Annotated in this window: 17 protein-coding genes and 1 other annotated feature; of the genes, 7 read left to right on the top strand and 10 right to left on the bottom strand. The window is 55.5% G+C overall.

What is annotated here, in order from left to right; genetic code table 11:
* Positions 1–14: 14 nt before the first annotated feature.
* Positions 15–659: an adenylate kinase gene (gene adk / locus HX778_RS16520; RefSeq protein ID WP_038480225.1), complete on the bottom strand. Its 645-nt coding sequence runs from the start codon at positions 657–659 to the stop codon at positions 15–17.
* Between the two features lie 400 nt (positions 660–1,059).
* On the opposite strand from adk, the gene HX778_RS16515 reads away from it, so the two are divergent.
* Positions 1,060–1,410 carry a hypothetical protein gene (locus HX778_RS16515; RefSeq protein WP_038480222.1) on the top strand — a complete coding sequence of 117 codons (351 nt, stop codon included), beginning with the start codon at positions 1,060–1,062 and terminating at the stop codon, positions 1,408–1,410.
* A 154-nt stretch (positions 1,411–1,564) separates the two neighbouring features.
* Here HX778_RS16515 and htpG read toward each other — a convergent pair whose 3' ends face one another.
* From htpG to HX778_RS16500, 3 genes are all read right to left on the bottom strand, one after another.
* Positions 1,565–3,439: a molecular chaperone HtpG gene (htpG, locus tag HX778_RS16510; RefSeq protein WP_176982570.1), complete on the bottom strand. Its 1,875-nt coding sequence runs from the start codon at positions 3,437–3,439 to the stop codon at positions 1,565–1,567.
* A gap of 110 nt (positions 3,440–3,549) precedes the next feature.
* A complete protein-coding gene (gene recR, locus HX778_RS16505) occupies positions 3,550–4,155 on the bottom strand; it encodes a recombination mediator RecR (protein WP_176982569.1) in 606 nt (201 codons plus the stop codon).
* A gap of 103 nt (positions 4,156–4,258) precedes the next feature.
* Complete coding sequence (locus HX778_RS16500) at positions 4,259–5,128, bottom strand: pirin family protein (protein WP_038480216.1); 870 nt, start codon at positions 5,126–5,128, stop codon at positions 4,259–4,261.
* 108 nt (positions 5,129–5,236) lie between these two features.
* Between HX778_RS16500 and HX778_RS16495 the strand changes: the two genes are divergently transcribed.
* Positions 5,237–6,142 (top strand): LysR family transcriptional regulator, encoded by a 906-nt coding sequence (locus HX778_RS16495; protein WP_176982568.1) that lies wholly within the window; start codon positions 5,237–5,239, stop codon positions 6,140–6,142.
* Between the two features lie 40 nt (positions 6,143–6,182).
* Here HX778_RS16495 and HX778_RS16490 read toward each other — a convergent pair whose 3' ends face one another.
* The 4 genes from HX778_RS16490 to HX778_RS16475 all read right to left on the bottom strand — a co-directional run bounded on the left by HX778_RS16490 (position 6,183) and on the right by HX778_RS16475 (position 9,718).
* The gene (locus HX778_RS16490; protein WP_008460260.1) at positions 6,183–6,512 is read right to left on the bottom strand and encodes a YbaB/EbfC family nucleoid-associated protein; all 330 of its coding nucleotides are present in this window, start codon (positions 6,510–6,512) and stop codon (positions 6,183–6,185) included.
* Between the two features lie 86 nt (positions 6,513–6,598).
* On the bottom strand, positions 6,599–8,527 hold the full coding sequence (gene dnaX / locus HX778_RS16485) for a DNA polymerase III subunit gamma/tau (RefSeq protein WP_038480210.1): 1,929 nt from the start codon (positions 8,525–8,527) through the stop codon (positions 6,599–6,601).
* Positions 7,199–7,263: a sequence feature (DnaX frameshifting element), on the bottom strand. It overlaps the preceding gene by 65 nt.
* 110 nt (positions 8,528–8,637) lie before the next feature.
* Positions 8,638–9,189, bottom strand: a complete 552-nt coding sequence (apt, locus tag HX778_RS16480) for an adenine phosphoribosyltransferase (RefSeq protein ID WP_038480207.1) — start codon at positions 9,187–9,189, stop codon at positions 8,638–8,640.
* Positions 9,190–9,340: 151 nt separating this feature from the next.
* Entirely contained in the window at positions 9,341–9,718 is a 378-nt protein-coding gene (locus HX778_RS16475) for a DUF454 family protein (protein WP_038480204.1), read from the bottom strand.
* A 35-nt stretch (positions 9,719–9,753) separates the two neighbouring features.
* Here HX778_RS16475 and priC point away from each other — a divergent pair, with 35 nt between their 5' ends.
* On the top strand, positions 9,754–10,290 hold the full coding sequence (priC, locus tag HX778_RS16470) for a primosomal replication protein PriC (protein WP_038480201.1): 537 nt from the start codon (positions 9,754–9,756) through the stop codon (positions 10,288–10,290).
* A gap of 20 nt (positions 10,291–10,310) precedes the next feature.
* Positions 10,311–10,469, top strand: a complete 159-nt coding sequence (gene rsmS / locus HX778_RS16465) for a pleiotropic regulatory protein RsmS (RefSeq protein ID WP_071842853.1) — start codon at positions 10,311–10,313, stop codon at positions 10,467–10,469.
* 9 nt (positions 10,470–10,478) lie between these two features.
* Here rsmS and mscK read toward each other — a convergent pair whose 3' ends face one another.
* On the bottom strand, positions 10,479–13,853 hold the full coding sequence (gene mscK, locus HX778_RS16460; RefSeq protein WP_038480198.1) for a mechanosensitive channel MscK: 3,375 nt from the start codon (positions 13,851–13,853) through the stop codon (positions 10,479–10,481).
* Positions 13,854–14,003: 150 nt separating this feature from the next.
* On the bottom strand, positions 14,004–14,642 hold the full coding sequence (gene acrR, locus HX778_RS16455) for a multidrug efflux transporter transcriptional repressor AcrR (RefSeq protein ID WP_176982567.1): 639 nt from the start codon (positions 14,640–14,642) through the stop codon (positions 14,004–14,006).
* A gap of 143 nt (positions 14,643–14,785) precedes the next feature.
* Here acrR and HX778_RS16450 point away from each other — a divergent pair, with 143 nt between their 5' ends.
* The 3 genes from HX778_RS16450 to tomB all read left to right on the top strand — a co-directional run bounded on the left by HX778_RS16450 (position 14,786) and on the right by tomB (position 20,096).
* The gene (locus HX778_RS16450; protein WP_038480192.1) at positions 14,786–15,985 is read left to right on the top strand and encodes an efflux RND transporter periplasmic adaptor subunit; all 1,200 of its coding nucleotides are present in this window, start codon (positions 14,786–14,788) and stop codon (positions 15,983–15,985) included.
* Between the two features lie 22 nt (positions 15,986–16,007).
* Entirely contained in the window at positions 16,008–19,157 is a 3,150-nt protein-coding gene (gene acrB / locus HX778_RS16445; protein WP_038480189.1) for a multidrug efflux RND transporter permease subunit AcrB, read from the top strand.
* A 564-nt stretch (positions 19,158–19,721) separates the two neighbouring features.
* A complete protein-coding gene (gene tomB / locus HX778_RS16440) occupies positions 19,722–20,096 on the top strand; it encodes an Hha toxicity modulator TomB (protein WP_008460297.1) in 375 nt (124 codons plus the stop codon).
* The last annotated feature ends 75 nt before the right edge of the window (positions 20,097–20,171 follow it).

The following is a 20,171-nucleotide window of genomic DNA, read 5'->3' as shown; positions in this document are numbered from 1 at the left end:
GTCGCGGCTGGAAATTATCCGAGGATTTTTTCCAGCTCTGCGCGAACGTCAGCCACGGCCTGAGTGCCGTCGACTTTAGCGTATTGGGTGTTACCCGCCTGCGCTTCTTTAGAGTAGTAGCCGATCAGCGGCGCGGTCATCTGATGGTATTCCACCAGACGTTTACGCACGGTTTCTTCCTGATCGTCTTTACGGGTGCTCAGCTCTTCGCCGGTCACGTCATCTTTGCCTTCAACCTTAGGTGGGTTGAATTTGATGTGGTAAACGCGGCCGGAAGCAGCGTGTACGCGGCGACCCACGATACGGTCAACGATCAGCTCGTCCGGAACGTCGAACTCCAGCACGAAGTCAACTTTGATGCCCGCTTCTTTCATGGCGTCAGCCTGCGGGATAGTGCGTGGGAAACCGTCCAGCAGGAAACCGTTACGGCAGTCTTCCTGCGCAATGCGTTCTTTAACCAGGGCGATAACCAGCTCATCGGTCACCAGCTTGCCAGCATCCATGATGTCTTTGGCCTGTTTACCCAGTTCTGAACCAGATTTGACCGCGGCACGCAGCATATCACCGGTGGAGATTTGCGGAATGCCGTATTTCTCCATGATGAACTGAGCCTGAGTCCCTTTACCTGCGCCCGGCGCGCCGAGCAGAATGATACGCATTGCGTAATTCCCCATACGTTTAATTATTCAATCGAATTTGAGGCCAAAACCATACCACTAAAGGCGGTATCATCACAAGGAAGGGAGGCACTCAGGCTGAGGCTCCGGGCCTGGATTCCGTCCGGATCTCGCCCCATTTTTTGCTGCGGCCGAAGTCAGAATCGCTTCAGCCAAACAGCGTTTTTATTTTTACAGCAGCTTACTTATCCCCTGTATCACCAGGGATAAATTAGGTCTTCGTCTGCTGGTTTATCAACTGCCAGACTTCCTGAAAAGGGTGCGCTATATAGATTACGTTTATATACAGCAATTATAATGACGCCCAACACTCCTGCCGATTCTGTATGGCGTCAGGCTGTTAATCAGGAGATCTATTTTGCTAAGAGGAAGAGCGCCCGCCATGAATAAGACTTTACTCCCCCTCATCTGTTGTTTGCTGCTCAGCGGATGCACATCACAGTGGGTAAAAACTCGCAGTAACGCGCAGGAATACACCAGCGCCCGTGCTGCCTGTGAAACCCAGTCCCAGCAGGCTTTTCCGGTGAGGAACGAGGTTGCACAACGGACTAAGTACACCACTTACTATGAAGCCTGTACCAAAAAAGATGATTGTGACGGCGAGAAAACCAGGGCGGTAAAAAAGCCTGAAATAGAAAGCTATGTGATGGACGTGAATAGCGAAAGCCGCGATCGGTTGTTTAATCAGTGCATGGAACTTAAAGGCTGGGAAAGCAAAATAAAGTGGCTGTAATAGCTGAAATTCAATATCAGACACTCGCATGACGGCAGTGAAATAACCTTACTTTTATATCATTTATTTTTAAGGTGATTACCATGCCCCCAAATTTAAGCGAAAAAAAACCACCTGCCTGTGCAGGTGGTTTTTGTCAGTCTTTCAACCCGACTTAAGAAACCAGCAATTGGTTCATACGGCGGATGAACTGGTTAGGATCTTCCAGCTGACCACGCTCGGCTAACAGCGCCTGGTCCAGCAGCAGCTCGACCCACTCGCCGAACTGAGCGTCGTCCTGCGTATCCGCAGCGCGTTTCACCAGCGCATGCTCCGGGTTAAGCTCGAAGATGTACTTCACGTCCGGCACTTCCTGGCCCGCAGCGGCAAACAGTTTCGCCATCTGGGTGCTCATGTCGTTGCTGTCGGTGGTCACGATCGCCGGCGTATCGGTCAGGCGGTGAGTCAGGCGCACTTCCTTCACGCGCTCGCCCAGCAGGGTTTTCACGCGGTCCACGAACGGCTCCAGGGCTTTCTCGGCCTCTTTCGCTTCTTCGCTCTCTTCGTCCGTCAGCTTATCCAGCGATTCGTCGGTTTTGCTCACAGACTGGAACGCTTTGCCGTCGAACTCGGTCAGGTAGCTCATCATCCACTCATCGATGCGGTCGGAAAGCAGCAGAACCTCGATGCCTTTCTTACGCAGCAGTTCCAGATGCGGGCTGCTCTTCGCCGCCGCGTAGCTGTCTGCGGTGATGTAGTAGATCTTCTCCTGGCCTTCTTTCATGCGGGAGACGTACTCTTCCAGCGACACGGTCTGGGCTGAAGAATCCGTGTGCGTGGTCGCGAAGCGCAGCAGCTTAGCGATAGCTTCCTGGTTCGCGTTATCTTCCGCCGGGCCTTCTTTCAGCACGAGGCCGAAGTTTTTCCAGAAGGTCTGGTACTTCTCGGCATCGTCTTTCGCCAGCTTGTCCAGCATCTGCAGCACGCGTTTGGTCAGCGCGCTACGCAGGTTCTGGGTCACGCGGCTGTCCTGCAGGATTTCACGGGAAACGTTCAGCGGCAGGTCGTTAGAATCTATCAGGCCACGCACAAAGCGCAGGTAGTTCGGCATGAACTGCTCCGCGTCGTCCATGATGAACACGCGCTGTACGTAGAGTTTCAGCCCGTGTTTATGGTCGCGGTTCCACATATCCCACGGTGCCTGGGAAGGGATATACAGCAGGCTGGTGTACTCCTGCTTGCCTTCCACGCGGTTATGGCTCCAGGAAATAGGGTCGGTAAAGTCGTGGGCGATATGCTTGTAGAACTCTTTGTATTCGTCTTCGCTGACTTCCGACTTGCTGCGGGTCCACAGCGCCTGAGCCTTGTTGATTTTTTCCCAGCTGATAACGGTTTCGCCGTCTTTCTCTTCACGCTGTTCAATCTCAACCGGCAGCGCGATATGGTCGGAATACTTGCTGATGACGGAGCGAACGCGCCAGTCGTCCAGGAATTCATCTTCGCCTTCGCGCAGGTGCAGCGTGATTTCGGTGCCGCGATCGGCTTTATCAATGTCGGCCACGGTGTATTCACCCGCGCCTTCAGATTCCCAGAACACGCCCTGATCCGCGCTGGCACCGGCGGCGCGAGTGCGAACGGTAACTTTGTCAGCCACGATAAACGCAGAGTAGAAGCCAACGCCGAACTGGCCAATCAGCTGGCTGTCTTTCGCCTGATCGGAGCCCATGGACTCGAGGAAAGCTTTGGTGCCGGATTTAGCGATGGTACCCAGATGATCAATAACCTCATCTCGGGTCATACCGATGCCGTTATCGGCGATTGTCAGGGTGCGATTCTCTTTGTCAAAAGAGACGCGAACGCGCAGCTCACCGTCGCCTTCATAAAGGCTGGCGTTCGACAGCGCGCGAAAGCGCAGCTTGTCTGCCGCATCAGAAGCGTTGGAGATCAGCTCACGCAGGAAGATTTCTTTGTTTGAATACAGAGAGTGGATCATCAGGTGCAGAAGCTGTTTTACCTCTGACTGAAAACCGCGGGTCTCTTGTCCTTTCATGGTCATGGATACCTCAACAAAATCATACGGGATGAAGAAAACGTTGAGGGGGATATGGTAGCGATTTGTGCCTTTTCAAGCAGGAGGAGGCAAAAACCTCCTCCGGACGGCTAAAAATTAATCTTGTGGCGGCCAACCAGCGAGTGCGACAGCGTGGTGCCGTCCACCATTTCAAGCTCGCCTCCTACCGGCACACCATGCGCGATACGGCTGGCTTCAACGCCATATTGGGCGCACAGCTCGGCAATATAGTTGGCGGTAGCCTCGCCTTCCACCGTCGGGTTAGTGGCGAGAATAACCTCTTTCATCGGCTCGCTCGCAAGGCGATGCTCAAGGCGATCCAGGCCGATGTCGTTCGGGCCAATGCCGTCCAGCGGCGAAAGGTGCCCCATCAGCACAAAATAGCGGCCGGAGAACTGCCCGGTTTGCTCGATGGCGTGAATATCCGCCGGGCTTTCTACCACGCATATCTGGCCGTTTTCCTGGCGGCGCGGGTTGGAGCAAATGGAACACACTTCCTGCTCGGTAAAGGTACGGCAATCCGAACAGTGGCCAATCTCGGACATCGCGCGGGTCAGTGCCTGAGCCAGACGCATACCGCCGCTGCGGTCGCGCTGCAGCAGGGCAAACGCCATACGCTGGGCGGATTTCGGGCCAACGCCGGGCAGGCAGCGCAGGGATTCCATAAGGGCTGAGAGTAAAGGACTGGTTTGCATCGCTCGGGCTTGTGAGAAAAAGTGGGGTATAGCCTAACATTAGCCCCGAGGATGGGTATAGGAAAAGATATCCCCCGCACGATAGCTCGCCGGGGGATAAAATTTACGCGATGTCTTTGCCGAAACGGCCCTGGTTAAAATCATCGATGGCCTGATGAATTTCCTCTTTGGTGTTCATCACGAACGGACCGTAACCCACAACCGGCTCATTCAGAGGCTCGCCGCTGAGCAGCAGAACCACCGCGTCATTGTTGGCTTCAAGGGTCACCCTATCGCCTTTGGCATCCAGCACCACCAGCTGCGCCTCCCGAGCCACCTCTTCACCGTTGACCAGCACCGTGCCTTTCAGCACCACCAGCGCCGTGTTCCAGCCGTCTTTAACCGCCAGCTGAGTGACGCCCTGCGGGTTCAGGCGCAAATCCCAGATGCTCATCGGCGAGAAGGTCCGGGCCGGGCCTTTGGTCCCGTCAAACTCACCGGCAATCACGCGAACCTTCCCGGCATTGTCCGGCAAATCGACCACCGGAATATCGCCGTCGGTAATCGGCTGATAGCCAGGCGCGGTCATTTTGTCTTTTGCAGGCAGGTTAACCCAAAGCTGGACCATTTCCAGGCTGCCGCCGGCTTCGCTAAACGCCGGGGAATGGTACTCTTCATGCAGGATCCCGCTCCCGGCGGTCATCCACTGCACGTCGCCTGGGCCAATCACGCCGCCGTTGCCCGCGTTATCGCGGTGCGCCACTTCGCCTTTGTAGACGATAGTCACGGTTTCAAAGCCGCGGTGCGGGTGCTGATCCACGCCGCGCTGCCCTTTATTGCTCGGCTTAAACTCCGCCGGGCCCGCGTAGTCCAGCAGCAGGAACGGGCTAAGCTGCCCGGCAAATTTAGAGTACGAAAACATCGAACGAACCGGGAAACCATCGCCCACCCAGTGGGAAGCCGGTGCGGTATAGACGCCAAGAATTGATTTCATGATTCTCTCCACAAAGGTTGTTTCTGATGGGATAAAGCTTACTCGTCAGACACTCAGTCCGGTAGAGTGCTAAAGTAGACTCAGTGTTCCATAAACAGGACAATAGAAATGCAGGACCTCAACGATCTGTGGTATTTCGTGCAGGTGGTCGACAACGGCGGTTTCTCCCCCGCCAGCCGGGCGATCGGCATTCCGAAATCACGCCTGAGCCGCCGCATTGCGCTGCTAGAAGAGCGGCTTGAAACCCGCCTGTTACAGCGCTCGACGCGTAGCTTCACCGTCACGGAGGCCGGGCAGATCTTCTATCGCCACTGCAAGGCGATGATGATTGAAGCCGAAGCGGCACAGGAGGCCATCGACACGCTGAAATCAGAGCCGCGAGGGCTGATTCGCCTCACCTGCCCGATTGCGCTTTTGCATGTCCACATCGGCGATATGCTGGCGCGCTTTATGCGCCTCTATCCGCAGATTGTGATTCAGCTTGAGGAAACCAACCGGCGCGTGGACGTGCTGAACGAAAACGTCGATCTGGCTATTCGCGTGCGGCCCCTGCCGCTGGAGGATAGCGATCTGGTGATGCGCAAGCTGGCGACGCGCAGCATGTGCCTGGTCGCCAGCCCGGAGCTGGTAGCCCGTCAGGGTATGCCTGCCGCGCCAACAGATCTCGCCCACTGGCCAAGCCTGGCGCTGGACAGGCCGCAGCAAACCTACCGCTGGTGCCTGTTTGGCCCCGAACAGCGGGAAGTGATTGTCCACCATAAACCCCGCTTTATTACGACGGATATGATTGCGCTGCGAACCGCGGCGCTCAACGGCATTGGCGTCGTGCAGCTCCCGAAGCTGATGCTTAACGACGCGCTGGAACAGGGCAAGCTGGTTCACGTTCTGCCTGAATGGCGAGCAAGAATGGAGGTAGTGCACGTGGTGTTCCCTTCCCGGCGTGGGCAGCTGCCGGCGGTACGGGCGTTGATTGATTTTCTGGCAGAGAGTTATCAGGCACTGAACGAGGAGTGAGAAAACGGCCTTCTCCCGGGCAGGAGAAGGCGGGAATGCATCAGAATGGCATTTTGAAGCCCGGCGGCAGCTGCATGCCGTTGGAAACCCCGGCCATTTTTTCTTTCTGCGCTTCACCGATACGGCGAGCGGCATCGTTGAAGGCTGCGGCAACCAGGTCTTCAACCATTTCTTTGTCATCTTCCATCAGGCTTGGATCGATTTCGACGCGGCGGCAGTTATGCGCCCCGTTGATGGTCACTTTCACCAGGCCCGCGCCGGACTCGCCGGTGACTTCCATGTTGGCGATTTCTTCCTGAGCCTGGGCCATTTTTTCCTGCATCTGCTGGGCCTGCTTCATCAGGTTACCCAGACCGCCTTTTCCAAACATAATCTTCTCTCTTTCATCGGGCCAGCCTCGCGGAATGCGAGAGTGGCTATCGGGGTTTCACACTATGCCGCGCAAAACGAGGCATATCAAACAGGGCGAATACTATCTTCATCCAGCTCTGCGTCAAAGAACCTTTGCAGAGTCTGAATATTGCTGTCGCTGTTCATCGATTCGCGCGCCTGCGCCAGCTTCTCTTCGTAGATAGCCTGACGCCACTCAAGCGGCGTGCGGCGAGCCAGATTCTCATCTTCAATAATAGTCAGTTCTATCGCCTCGCCATGGAACGTGCTCATGGCATCCGAGAGCGTTTTTTGCGCCGAGGGCGAATTCAGGTGGCGCTGGCCCGGACGCAAATGCAGGCAAACCCGGTTGCCGTCCGCCTCTTTCCAGGCATTGAGCGCCAGCTGTTGCACCAGTTTTGGCAGCATCAGCTGATTGATTTCCGCCGCCCACTCGTCGCGCTCGATAGCCTCTTCGGCCAGCTTCTGCGCCAGTTCCGGCGTTTTTTCATGCTCGAGCGCTTTTTTCAGCGCCTTTGGCGTCGCAACCGGCTCGGGCGCCGCTTCAATCGGATTTTGTGATTTCCAGCGATAGGCTTCTGGCTTCGCCGGTTTTTCCGGCACCGATGGCGCAGGGCGTGCCTGAACGCGTTCGGTCACCGAGGCCAAACGTTCCAGCGCGGTGCTTTTTGCCGGCCGCGCTAGTCGTTGCGCTGCCGGCTCATTCTTTTTTGCTTTGTCAGTCTCCTGATGGCGCATCAGCTGGCTGCGCGCCTGAAGGATCTGGCTGGTAGCATCCGGCAGCGGAGGGGCTTCCCTGTCCGGCGGCGGAGCCGCCTGCTGCTGCCTTGCTGCTGGCTGATGCGACGCCGGGTTAATCACCGGAATGCTTGCCGCCTGGCGTGGCACTTCCGGCTCGGGCAGCGGTTTGCGCGGATGGAAGGCCAGCGCACGCAGCAGCGTCATTTCTACGCCCATGCGGCGATCCGGCGCCCACGGCAGCTCTTTGCGGCCAATCAGCAATGTCTGGTAGTAAAGCTGTATGTCGGCGGGCGGGACAACGCGCGCAAGTTCACGCATACGCTGTTCGATAGCCGCCATATCGCTGCCAAGTGCGGAAGGAGAAAGCTGGACCATCGCCACGCGGTGCAGCAGCGCGGACATTTCCACCAGCAATGCTTCCCACTCAACGCCACGTGCCGCCGCGTCGTTCAGCAACGCCATTACGCGCTGCCCGTCGGCATGCACCACCGCTTCAATCAGCGACAGCGCCTGGTCATCATCAAGGGTGCCAAGCATGGTGCTGACGGCCGACGTCGTGACCTGGCCGTCACCGCTGGCAATCGCCTGGTCGGTCAGGCTCAGCGCATCACGCAGGCTGCCGTCTGCCGCCCGGGCTAACAGCTGCAGCGCGCGGGGCTCGCTAACAACCTTCTCCTCACCAAGAATGTGTTCCAGCTGATGGCGGATTTGTTCGACGTCCAGCGCTTTCAGGTGGAACTGCAGGCAACGGGAAAGAATCGTCACCGGCAGCTTTTGCGGATCGGTGGTGGCCAGCAGGAATTTTACGTGCGGAGGCGGCTCTTCCAGCGTCTTAAGCAGCGCGTTGAAGCTGTGGCGCGAGAGCATGTGCACTTCATCGATAAGGTAGACCTTAAAGCGGCCACGCGCGGGGGCGTACTGAACGTTGTCCAGCAGGTCGCGGGTGTCTTCCACTTTGGTACGCGAGGCAGCGTCTATCTCAATCAGGTCGACAAAGCGGCCTTGTTCTATTTCGCGGCAGTTATCGCAGACTCCACAAGGGGTCGCGGTAATGCCGGTTTCGCAATTCAGCCCTTTCGCCAGCAGACGGGCGATTGAGGTTTTCCCCACCCCTCGGGTGCCGGAAAAAAGGTACGCATGGTGGATGCGGCCCAGCGACAAACCATTAGCCAGCGCGGTCAGTACGTGTTGCTGGCCGACAACATCAGCAAAAGTTTGTGGGCGCCATTTGCGGGCTAAGACCTGGTAGCTCATCTGGAGTTAGGCTCTGGTTCGCGGGAAAGGTGAATTGAGGGGGTAATGCTAACATATGCCTCGCCCGATGGGCGAGCGAGGCTTGTCACTGTATGGCAATACGGTCGAACTTAGTGACCCGGGAAAGGCACCAGGCAGAAGCTTTTCACGCCCATTTTTTCCAGGCGCTGCTCGCCGCCAAGGTCAAACAGGTTAATCACGAATGCCGCATCGGTCACTTCGCCACCCAGGCGACGAATCAGTTTTACCGTCGCTTCAATGGTGCCGCCGGTCGCCAGCAAATCGTCCACCACCAGCACTTTATCGCCCGGCTTGATGGCATCTACGTGGATTTCAAGGCTGTCGGTGCCGTATTCCAGCTCATAGCTTTCGGCGATGGTTTCACGCGGCAGCTTACGAGGTTTGCGCACAGGAATGAACCCAACGCCCATCTCCAGCGCAACCGGGGCGCCAAACAGGAAGCCACGCGCTTCGGTGCCAACCACTTTGGTGATCCCTGCGTCTTTAAAACGAGAAACTAAAAGGGCAATGCTGGTGGCATATGCTTTCGGATCTTCCAGCAAGCTGGTGACGTCACGGAACAGAATTCCTGGTTTTGGGTAATCAGGAACGCTTTTAATGCTGTTTTTGAGATATTCAAGCTGCTGCGCAGTCGCGGTCATCGGTTTATGCCTGCAAAAAACATGATACTAAACAGAGTACATGTGGGTTCGAATGTGAACCACTGGTTAACGGTTAACCAGCTGTACCCGTGCTCGAAAACGCTCGAATTTACTGGCTGGGCGCGACAATTGCAACAGCTTCTGCTGCGCTTTATCGCTTTTGTTGTGCTTCATCAACCACCGGAATGCGCCACATAAAAGCAAGCAGCGCACAAAGAATCACCAGCAGCAAAATTCTAACCCACACTATCTTCACCAGCCACAGCGAAATCGCGAAAGTGGCGAGAATAAACAGAATCGCCTTTGGCTTCGCCCCTCGGGGCATCGCCCGATGCTGCTGCCAGTAGCGCAAATAGCTGCCAAACCACGAACGGTAGAGCAGCCAGTGGTGAAAGCGCGGCGACGAGCGGGCAAAACACCACGCGGCCAGCAGCAGAAAAGGCGTGGTCGGCAACAGCGGCAATATCACACCCAGCGTAGCAAGCACTACCGCCAACCAGCCGATGATGATTAGAATAAGACGCTTCATGCTGTAACCTCTGACAACCCCTGGAGAGCCATTTTGTGAAAACCGCTTCGCTGTTACAAGCCCTTGAAGCTCGGGTCGTCGAGCTGGCAGCCGCCGTTGAGCCGGTCGCCCTGCTGCGGGCAAGCCAGGCGCGCTTTGACCGTAAGCTCTTCCATACCCACAGCACGCAGCTGAAAGATTATCTTCAGGAAGCCCAGGCCAATCTCGCCCAGCTTCAGCTTAGCGTCAGCCACGGTAAAACCGATCAGGTGGCGTTTATCGCCGAAAAACTGGTCGCACAGATTGCCGCGCTGCAGCGGGAATTAGCCACCGCGCATTTACGCAAAAGCGAGCCGCAGCACAAGGTGCAGGAAAATCTGTACGAAAAACTGTCCACCCATCAGGATTATGAACGGCGCCTGCTGGCGATGGTGAGCGATCGCGAAACCCAGCTTACGGTGCAGGCCACGCTCGCGGGTCAGCAAAAGCTACAGCGTGAACTCGCCGCGCTGGAAGGCCGCCTGCAGCGCTGCCGCCAGGCGCTGGCCCGCATAGAAAAAGCCATCGAAAGACGTGAACGCGGGCTGAGTTAACCCCAAAATAAGGAGCAAGAATGTCGCTGGATAACGCCCCGGACGAGGTCAAACTGGCCGTCGATTTAATTATGCTGCTGGAGCAGCACCAGATCCCAACGGACACCGCGCTTGCGGCGCTGGACATCGTTCGTGAGGATTTTCTACGCAAACAGCGGGAAGAAAAGGCTTCCCGCTGATTGTCACGCTTAGAGAGACGGCGGCAGCAGACCGCCATTTTTGCCCAAATCGCGCTTCACTTCCGTTAGCTCATCGCCCTTTTCGTTATGCAGATGCACTTCAAGCTGATTGAAGGCGATATTGATATTGTTTTCGCGGCACAGCCTGTCGATGGCGCGGTTCAGCTCATCCACGGTGATGCTGCGGTCACGCAGCTCACGGACATACAGCCGCAGTTCGTGGTCGAGCGTACTGGCGCCAAACGTCGTGAAGTACACCGCAGGTTCCGGGTCGTGCATCACGCGCGGATGATCCATCGCCGCTTTGAGCAGGATCTCTTTCACTTTGTCGAGATCTGAGCCGTAAGCCACCCCGAGCTTGATAACCACGCGGGTGATGGTGTCCGTCAGCGACCAGTTGATCAGGCGTTCGGTGACAAACGCTTTGTTCGGGATGATCACTTCTTTACGGTCAAAATCGGTGATCGTCGTCGCACGGATACGGATCTTGCTGACGCTGCCGGAGAACGTCCCGATAGTGACGGTATCGCCGATACGCACCGGGCGTTCGAACAGGATGATCAGGCCGGAAACGAAGTTACCGAAGATCTCCTGTAAGCCAAAGCCCAGGCCTACCGACAGCGCCGCCGCCAGCCATTGCAGCTTGTCCCACGACACGCCGAGCGAGCCGAATACCGTCATCGCGCCAATCACGATAATGGCATAGTTGAGAATAGTGGTAATGGCGTAAGACGCGCCCTGGCGCATTTTCAGGCGTGACAGCACCAGCACTTCCAGCAGGCCAGGCAGGTTTCGAATCAACGCCCAGGCTACCATCGCGGCCACCACGGCAAACAGAATGCTGCCCATGGTGACGTTTTTCATTACCGCCGCGCCGGCTTCGCTGCCGGTGTAGTGCCACAGCACGATGCTATCGAGGTAGGCAAAGACGGTGATTAAATCCGACCAGATGGCGTAAAACACCACGGCGAACAGGGCGAACATCAGCAGCATGGTCAGGCGCATCGTCTGCTGGTTAATCTGATCCAACGCCAGCGGCGGTTCTTCAACCGGCTCAGCGCCTTCCGCCCCTTCTTTCACCATATTCTGGCGACGAGCCAGCGCACGGCGATAGGCAATACGGCGTGCCGCAACGCTCAGGCCACGGATCACCGTCTGGTGAATCAGGTTCCAGATAATCACCAGATAGACCGTGTCTATCCAGCGGTTCGCCAGCCGCAGCGTGGTGTAGAAGTAGCCGGTTGCCGTCAGCACCAGCAGCGCCACCGGCACGACAGACAGCACGGTAATGGTCAGCAGACGCAGCGGATGCGACTCTTTATCGCGCCAGTTGTCACGGCACATCGGGATAATCAGGCAGGTTATCAGCAGCAGGTTAAGGAAAATCATAAACTGCCCGAGCACGTCGTCCATCAGGTGCAGCGGCGACAGCTCGCCGACCACGGACCAGAACAGCAGCGGCAGCAAGGCAAAGCTGATGCGCACAATCTGACGGCGATAATGGCGGGTAAGATGTTCCGGCATGTTAAACCAGATAACGGCCAGGCCACGGCTGCTCAGAATGCGCCACGCCATGCCGAAGACCAGCCAGAACAACGCCAGCTCTTTGGCAAATGCCCACAGCAGTTCGCTGATATTGAGCTGCATAAACAGCAGCACTAAACCTACCGAAAGAATCGCCATCGTCAGCGGCAGTACTTTCAGGAAGTTCAGCAGAATTGCCTTCGGCGTGTTGAGCTGAGTGTCGGTGCGCAGCTGCCCCACTTCAGAAGCAAGCTTAGCCAGCTGCCTGTCGATCCATTTGTAACGCCAGCGCAGCAGGCCGGCCAGCAGCATCAGCGGCAGCGCGGTGAACAACGACATGAACAGCCCGTCCAGCACCTTGTGCCAGCTGATGTCCAGCTTCATAGCTTTGATTTGGTCGTGCAGCGCGCCCGGGAAGGATTTGATCCACTCCCAGTTCATCGGCTTGTTGCTGTTTACCCAGAAGATTTGCTGGGTCAGCATTTTCTGCAGGCTGGTGCTGACGCTCATCAGCTGCTGCTGGTTAATTTGCAGGTTAATCGCCATCATCAGCTGGTTGCCCAGCTGCTTGTTAAGCTGGTCGAGCAGCTCGCGGCGCATATCCACCACCTGCAGCAGCGCATCGTGAACCTCGTCGTTAACCTCGTTCTTGTGGCCCTCTTCAATCTTGCCGACGTAGCTGTCGCTCTGGAACATCGCATCACGCTGCTGGTTAATGTCGAACTGCTCAAGACGCAGGTCAGCAATGCGGTTGGTGAGGTCTTCAAGGTCATCGGCGGACGGCAGCGTCTGCTGCTGCTGATAAAGGATACGCGACAGCAGGAGGCTGCCCTTCAGCACCGAGATTTGTTCTTTCAGGTTACGTTCGGACTGAAGCGCACGGTCCAGCCAGTTTTTGACGCGGATATTGCGCTGTACCAGCTCGTTTCCGCTTTGCGTGGCGTTAATCAGGCGCTGGCTGAGCTGGTGATTGACGTCCAGCTCCTGGCGCACCAGCGGGTTATTCTGGATAGCGCTGGTGTCGGCATCGTCAGGCGTGACGGCTTCCTGGGCGGTTTTTTCCGTCAGCGTTAAGCGTTTGCTGTTCACCGCCTCCTGCAGCAGCTGAAGCGAATGCTCAAGCTGGCCAATATTGGCGTTGGTGTAGTCACGCTGTTTCTGCAGCGCATCCTGCAAGACGGTGTTGCCTTCAAGGCTCTTACGCTGCTGCTCAATCTGCGTGTTGAGCAACGCCTGCTGCACCAGCAGCAGATTTTGCTGGCTCGGCCGCAAAGTGGCTTCGCCCGGCGTGGTGCCATTCAGGCGGTTGCGCACCTGCAGGAGCTGCTGCGAAGCGCTGTACATCGCATTCTGCACGCGTTCGGGCTGAGTTTGCAGCGACACCAGTTGGCTATTCAGGGTAGACAGGTCGTTATTTGCCGACTGCAGCTGATCCAGCACGCTGGTCAGACGGGCTTCCAGCTGGCGCAAAGAGAGCGTACTCAGCGTTTTGCGGGTCGCGTCGTCGTCGGCTGGCGTACTGAGCGAATTGAGCGCCTCGGTGGCCTGCTTCAGCTTATCCGGCGCCTGGGCAACCGTGGTTTTAAGCTGAGCCGTCTCCTGCTTCACCCGGTCAAGCTTGTCCAGCATCTCAAGCGTTTCGGTGAGATCTTTCTGGGTGAGCTTATCGTCGGCGGTCAGCGTTTTTTGCTTGTTCAGCGTGTCCAGCTGCGACTGAACCTCTGCTCTTGCAGGCAGATCGCCATTATTTTGCGCCGCCTGAGCCAGCGAAAACGGCAACAGAGTGGAGACAAACAGAAACAGGAAAAGAATGAATGCGGAACGGGACGTCCGCGACAGAGCGTTGTGCTGCGTAGTCATGGTTGAGTCATTACGGTGCTGCGCATGTAAGTGCCAGCTAAAAGTCAAAGGCCACGGAAGATGCGCAGAATAGCACGGCTTCAGGGCGTAGAATAGCAATCGCCCTCAGAGGAATCTCAAATCATTTTCAGGGTGAAAGTAAGCCGAAAATTACGCCGGTTTGTTCAGCGTTGGGCTCAGTTGGAACATCTCCAGAAGCACGGCGATAAAGTCCGGCGCTTTGGCATGAAGATCGAAGGTTTCCGGCGCTACCAGCCAGTTTTCAATCAGGCCGGTAATGTAGCTGCGCATCAGCGTAACGGCGAGGGAGAGACGCAGGCTCGAAGGCAATTTTCCGGCGTCGATACAGCGCTGTAAGGCGGCCTCAATACGTTCATTTCCTTCCATATAGAGCGTGCGTCTGGCCTGCTGCAGAACTTCAAGTTCGCCGACAAACTCGCATTTATGGAAAATGATTTCGGTCATCAGGCGGCGGCGTTCTTCTGTCACCGTTGCCTGTAAAATATAAATGAGTAATTCTCTTATCACAGACAGTGGATCGTCTGGATATTTTGCCCGATACTCAATCTCTAAGTCACCGATACTGGATTCGGTTAGCTCCCAGATCTCACTAAACAATTCCGACTTATTTTTGAAATGCCAGTAAATCGCACCACGTGTTACCCCGGCAGCCTGAGCGATATCCGCAAGCGAAGTCGCAGAGACGCCCTGCTGTGAAAACAGGAGAATCGCAACGTCGAGGATGTGCTGGCGGGTTTCAAGCGCCTGAGCTTTGGTTTTTCGTGCCATAAGTGGGTGAATTTACTTTAGTCAGATTTACATACATTTGTGAACGTATGTACCATAGCACGACGATAATATAAACGCAGCAATGGGTTTGTGGACATTTGATCCATTGAACAACTTTGAAATCGGACACTCGAGGTTTACATATGAACAAAAACAGAGGGTTTACGCCTCTGGCGGCCGTTCTGATGCTCTCAGGCAGCTTAGCGCTTACAGGATGTAACGAGAAAGAGACTCAGCAGAGTGCGCCGCACGCCCCGGAAGTGGGTGTAGTGACTCTGAAAAGCGCGCCATTACAGATAACTACTGAGCTGCCAGGGCGTACCAACGCTTTTCGCATTGCAGAAGTTCGTCCTCAGGTTAGCGGCATTATTCTGAAGCGTAACTTCACCGAAGGCAGCGACATTCAGGCCGGTGTCTCGCTGTACCAGATCGATCCTGCAACCTATCAGGCTGCGTACGACAGCGCGAAAGGCGACCTGGCGAAAGCCCAGTCCAGCGCGAATCTTGCACAGTTAACCGTCAAGCGTTATCAGAAACTGCTGGGTACCAAGTACATCAGCCAGTCTGACTACGACACCGCCGCAGCAACCGCACAGCAGGCAAACGCTGACGTTGTTGCAGCCAAAGCTGCTGTAGAAACCGCACGTATCAACCTGGCGTACACCAAAGTGACCTCGCCTATCAGCGGCCGCATCGGTAAATCCGCGGTCACCGAAGGTGCGCTGGTCACCAGCGGGCAAACCACCGCCCTGGCAACCGTTCAGCAGCTCGACCCTATTTATGTGGACGTTACCCAGTCCAGCGATGACTTCCTGCGCCTGAAGCAGGAGCTGGCCGACGGCAAACTGAAACAGGAAAACGGCAAGGCGAAGGTCAAGCTGATGACGAACAACGGTGTAGCCTATCCTCAGGAAGGGACGCTGGAATTCTCTGAAGTGACCGTTGACCAGACCACCGGGTCAATCACCCTGCGCGCTATCTTCCCTAACCCGGACAAAACCCTGCTGCCAGGGATGTTTGTTCGCGCCAGTCTGGAAGAAGGCGTTAACCCGAACGCTATCCTGGTTCCGCAGCAAGGGGTGACTCGTACTCCGCGCGGCGACGCCTCAGCGATGGTTGTCGGCAAGGATGACAAGGTTGAAGTGCGCCAGCTGCAAACCAGCCAGGCAATCGGCGACAAATGGCTGGTGACCGGTGGCTTAGAAACCGGCGATCGCGTCATTGTTACCGGCCTACAGAAAGTAAAACCGGGTGTTCAGGTAAAAGCGCAGGAAGTTGCGGAAGACAATAAAGGCCAACAGCAACCCGCCGCAGGCGCGCAGCCAGAACAACCGAAGTCTTAACTTAAACAGGAGCCGTTAAGACATGTCTAAGTTTTTTATCGATCGCCCCATCTTTGCCTGGGTAATCGCCATCATCATTATGTTGGCGGGTGCGCTTGCGATCATGAAATTGCCTATCGCGCAGTATCCAACGATCGCGCCACCGGCCATTCAGATCTCGGCAAACTACCCGGGTGCAGATGCTAAAACGGTACAGGATACCGTCACGCAGGTTATCGAACAGAACATGAACGGTATCGATGGCCTGTTGTACATGTCCTCTACCAGTGATTCCTCTGGTACCGTTCAGATAACCATTACCTTCGACTCCGGCACCGATGCCGACATCGCACAGGTTCAGGTTCAGAACAAGCTGCAGCTGGCGATGCCGCTGCTGCCGCAGGAAGTGCAGCAGCAGGGTGTTAGCGTCGAGAAGTCCTCCAGTAGCTTCCTGATGGTTCTCGGTATGATCAATACCGACGGCACCATGAACCAGGAAGATATCGCGGACTACGTTGGCGCCACCATCAAAGATCCGGTCAGCCGTACTCACGGCGTCGGTGACGTGCAGCTGTTTGGTGCCCAGTACGCGATGCGTATCTGGATGGACCCGAACAAACTGAACAACTACCAGCTGACGCCTGTTGACGTGATTAACGCCATCAAAGCGCAAAACGCCCAGGTCGCGGCCGGCCAGCTCGGCGGGACTCCGCCGGTTAAAGGCCAACAGCTGAACGCCTCCATCATTGCGCAGACCCGTCTGAAATCCGCAGACGAGTTCAGCAAAATCCTGATGAAGGTTAACCCGGACGGCTCTCGAGTCCTGCTGAAAGACGTGGCGAAAGTTGAGCTTGGCGGCGAGAACTATGATGTTATCGCGCGTTATAACGGCCAGCCTGCTTCCGGCCTGGGGATTAAGCTGGCAACCGGTGCTAACGCCCTGGACACCGCCGAAGCGGTACGTGCTACGGTTGAAAAACTGGAGCCGTTCTTCCCGGCAGGTCTGAAAGTTGTTTACCCGTACGACACCACGCCGTTCGTTAAAATTTCCATTAACGAAGTGGTAAAAACGCTGGTGGAAGCCATCGTGCTGGTGTTCCTGGTGATGTATCTGTTCCTGCAGAACTTCCGGGCAACGCTGATTCCAACCATTGCCGTACCGGTGGTACTGCTGGGTACGTTCGCCATTCTTGCCGCGTTTGGCTACTCGATAAACACCCTGACGATGTTCGGCATGGTGTTGGCGATAGGCCTGTTGGTGGATGACGCCATCGTCGTGGTAGAAAACGTTGAGCGCGTTATGGTGGAAGATGGACTGCCACCGAAGGAAGCCACGCGCAAATCCATGGGCCAGATTCAGGGCGCCCTGGTGGGTATCGCGATGGTGCTGTCGGCGGTATTTATCCCGATGGCGTTCTTCGGCGGCTCTACCGGCGCAATCTATCGTCAGTTCTCGATTACTATCGTTTCCGCGATGGTGCTGTCGGTGCTGGTGGCCATGATCCTGACCCCGGCGCTCTGTGCGACCATGCTTAAGCCAATCCCGAAAGGTCATCACGATGACAAGAAAGGGTTCTTCGGCTGGTTCAACAGAATGTTCGACAAGAGTACGCATCACTATACCGACAGCGTCGGTAACATCCTGCGTAGCACCGGTCGTTATCTGGTCTTGTATCTGCTGATTGTGGTTGGCATGGGGCTGCTGTTCATCCGCCTGCCAAGTTCGTTCCTGCCTGACGAAGACCAGGGCGTACTGCTGGCGATGGCTCAGTTGCCCGCGGGCGCGACCCAGGAACGTACGCAGAAAGTCCTGGATGAAGTGAACGACTACTTCCTGACCAAAGAGAAAGCGAACGTTAACTCGGTGTTTACCGTTAACGGCTTCGGCTTCTCCGGTCGCGGTCAGAACACCGGCCTGGCGTTCGTTTCACTGAAAGACTGGAGCGAGCGTTCGGGTGAAGAGAACAAGGTTCCGGCGATTGCTGGCCGGGCCATGGGCACCTTCTCGCAGATTAAAGACGCGATGGTATTTGCCTTTAACCTGCCGGCGATTGTCGAGCTGGGTACCGCTACCGGCTTTGACTTCCAGCTGATTGACCAGGCAAACCTTGGCCACGAGCAGCTGACTCAGGCTCGTAACCAACTGTTCGGCATGATTGCTCAGCATCCTGACCTGCTGGTTGGCGTGCGCCCGAACGGCCTGGAAGATACGCCGCAGTTTAAAATCGATATCGACCAGGAAAAAGCACAGGCGCTGGGGGTATCCATCAGTGATATCAACACCACGCTTGGTGCAGCCTGGGGCGGCAGCTACGTCAATGACTTCATCGACCGTGGCCGCGTGAAGAAAGTGTATGTGATGGCTGAAGCGCCATACCGTATGCTGCCAAGCGATATCGGCAACTGGTACGTCCGTGGCTCTTCCGGCCAGATGGTACCGTTCTCCGCGTTCTCCACATCGCGCTGGGAATACGGCTCACCGCGTCTGGAGCGTTACAACGGCTTGCCGTCAATGGAAATCCTCGGCCAGGCCGCACCGGGTAAAAGTACCGGTGAAGCAATGGATATGATGGAACAGCTGGCGGCGAAACTGCCAACCGGCATCGGCTTTGACTGGACTGGCATGTCCTATCAGGAACGTCTGTCCGGCAACCAGGCCCCTGCCCTGTACGCCATCTCGCTGATTGTGGTGTTCTTGTGTCTGGCGGCGCTGTACGAGAGCTGGTCGATTCCGTTCTCGGTCATGCTGGTTGTTCCGCTTGGGGTATTCGGTGCACTGCTGGCAGCCACCATGCGAGGCCTGACCAACGACGTTTACTTCCAGGTAGGCCTGCTGACAACCATTGGGCTGTCGGCGAAGAACGCGATACTTATCGTGGAATTCGCCAAGGATCTGATGGAGAAAGAAGGCAAAGGCCTGATAGAAGCGACGCTGGATGCGGTCCGTATGCGTCTGCGTCCGATTCTGATGACCTCTCTGGCATTTATCCTCGGGGTAATGCCGCTGGTCATCAGTACCGGGGCAGGCAGTGGCGCACAGAACGCCGTAGGTACCGGCGTAATGGGCGGGATGGTTACCGCTACCGTGCTGGCTATCTTCTTCGTGCCGGTGTTCTTCGTGGTGGTACGCCGCCGCTTCAGCCGCAAGAATGAAGATATTGAACATGCGCATACGGTAGAGCACCACCAGTAAGCCATTCAATAACTTAACAAAAGGCCGCTTTAAGCGGCCTTTTTTATTAACAGAGAAACCGGTTTCAGCGAGCTTATTTCAGCGGCGTTATTTCCACTTTTATTTCCGTCCTGGCCGTTATCCACCCCATAAGCCCCTTCTCATTTCGGGAAAAATAACGTTTAAATGCTCGTTAATCCATGATTAACGAAACAACAAAAACCGATGTGTGGCATTAACCTGGGAATATTCTTATAAATTAACGCCTGCGCCTTAACCGGATGCAGAATAGTCTTATAGCTTGATTAACCGGCTGAAAGTTATAAATATTGCCTGCTGCTCTTTAATCCATACCTGAGCATTTAAGTTAAAATTCATACTAAAGTCTTAATTCACATTTAGTAACGTATTCTCCTTTTTTAACTTAATTGTAATTTTTCGTTAGAGCAGCATGAAATTCAGGCGACATTGATTTATAGTTACAGCACATGCAATAATCGTGGCAACAGTTCTTCACCTCTTCAGGTGTGTCCACCCCAACCCGTTGTGTTTATCATTTGTTTTACCGATAAAGGGGGCAGCACTATGGACGAATACTCACCAAAGCGGCATGATATCGCGCAGCTTAAGTTCCTCTGTGAGAGTCTGTATCACGATTGTCTGACCAATCTTGGTGAGAGCAATCATGGATGGGTTAATGATCCGACCTCGGCCATTAATCTACAGCTGAATGAATTGATTGAGCACATTGCCGCGTCGGCGCTTAATTATAAGATTAAGTATCCGGACGAGAGCAAATTGATTGAACAGATTGATGAATACCTGGACGATACTTTCATGTTATTTAGCAATTACGGCATTAACGCACAGGATCTGCAGCGGTGGCGTAAATCAGGGAATCGCTTGTTCAGATGTTTCATCAGCGAGAGCCGCGCTAACCCAGTAAGCCACTCGTTCTAAAAAATATTAAAATACTTAAGGCGAATTTATGACTACCAAACTTACCAAGACCGATTATTTGATGCGTCTGCGACG

Source organism: Cedecea sp. P7760, from assembly GCF_013386425.1.
GTDB lineage: Bacteria > Pseudomonadota > Gammaproteobacteria > Enterobacterales > Enterobacteriaceae > Cedecea > Cedecea selenatireducens.
The sequence above is the reverse complement of the archived record's forward strand: the minus strand, read 5'-3'. Positions and strand labels throughout refer to the sequence as shown.

Coding starts and splice junctions, on each gene's coding strand:
- adk (WP_038480225.1), bottom strand. CDS start 659: ATGCGTATCATTCTGCTCGGCGCGCCGGGCGCAGGTAAAGGGACTCAG.
- HX778_RS16515 (WP_038480222.1), top strand. CDS start 1,060: ATGAATAAGACTTTACTCCCCCTCATCTGTTGTTTGCTGCTCAGCGGA.
- htpG (WP_176982570.1), bottom strand. CDS start 3,439: ATGAAAGGACAAGAGACCCGCGGTTTTCAGTCAGAGGTAAAACAGCTT.
- recR (WP_176982569.1), bottom strand. CDS start 4,155: ATGCAAACCAGTCCTTTACTCTCAGCCCTTATGGAATCCCTGCGCTGC.
- HX778_RS16500 (WP_038480216.1), bottom strand. CDS start 5,128: ATGAAATCAATTCTTGGCGTCTATACCGCACCGGCTTCCCACTGGGTG.
- HX778_RS16495 (WP_176982568.1), top strand. CDS start 5,237: ATGCAGGACCTCAACGATCTGTGGTATTTCGTGCAGGTGGTCGACAAC.
- HX778_RS16490 (WP_008460260.1), bottom strand. CDS start 6,512: ATGTTTGGAAAAGGCGGTCTGGGTAACCTGATGAAGCAGGCCCAGCAG.
- dnaX (WP_038480210.1), bottom strand. CDS start 8,527: ATGAGCTACCAGGTCTTAGCCCGCAAATGGCGCCCACAAACTTTTGCT.
- apt (WP_038480207.1), bottom strand. CDS start 9,189: ATGACCGCGACTGCGCAGCAGCTTGAATATCTCAAAAACAGCATTAAA.
- HX778_RS16475 (WP_038480204.1), bottom strand. CDS start 9,718: ATGAAGCGTCTTATTCTAATCATCATCGGCTGGTTGGCGGTAGTGCTT.
- rsmS (WP_071842853.1), top strand. CDS start 10,311: ATGTCGCTGGATAACGCCCCGGACGAGGTCAAACTGGCCGTCGATTTA.
- mscK (WP_038480198.1), bottom strand. CDS start 13,853: ATGACTACGCAGCACAACGCTCTGTCGCGGACGTCCCGTTCCGCATTC.
- acrR (WP_176982567.1), bottom strand. CDS start 14,642: ATGGCACGAAAAACCAAAGCTCAGGCGCTTGAAACCCGCCAGCACATC.
- HX778_RS16450 (WP_038480192.1), top strand. CDS start 14,786: ATGAACAAAAACAGAGGGTTTACGCCTCTGGCGGCCGTTCTGATGCTC.
- acrB (WP_038480189.1), top strand. CDS start 16,008: ATGTCTAAGTTTTTTATCGATCGCCCCATCTTTGCCTGGGTAATCGCC.
- tomB (WP_008460297.1), top strand. CDS start 19,722: ATGGACGAATACTCACCAAAGCGGCATGATATCGCGCAGCTTAAGTTC.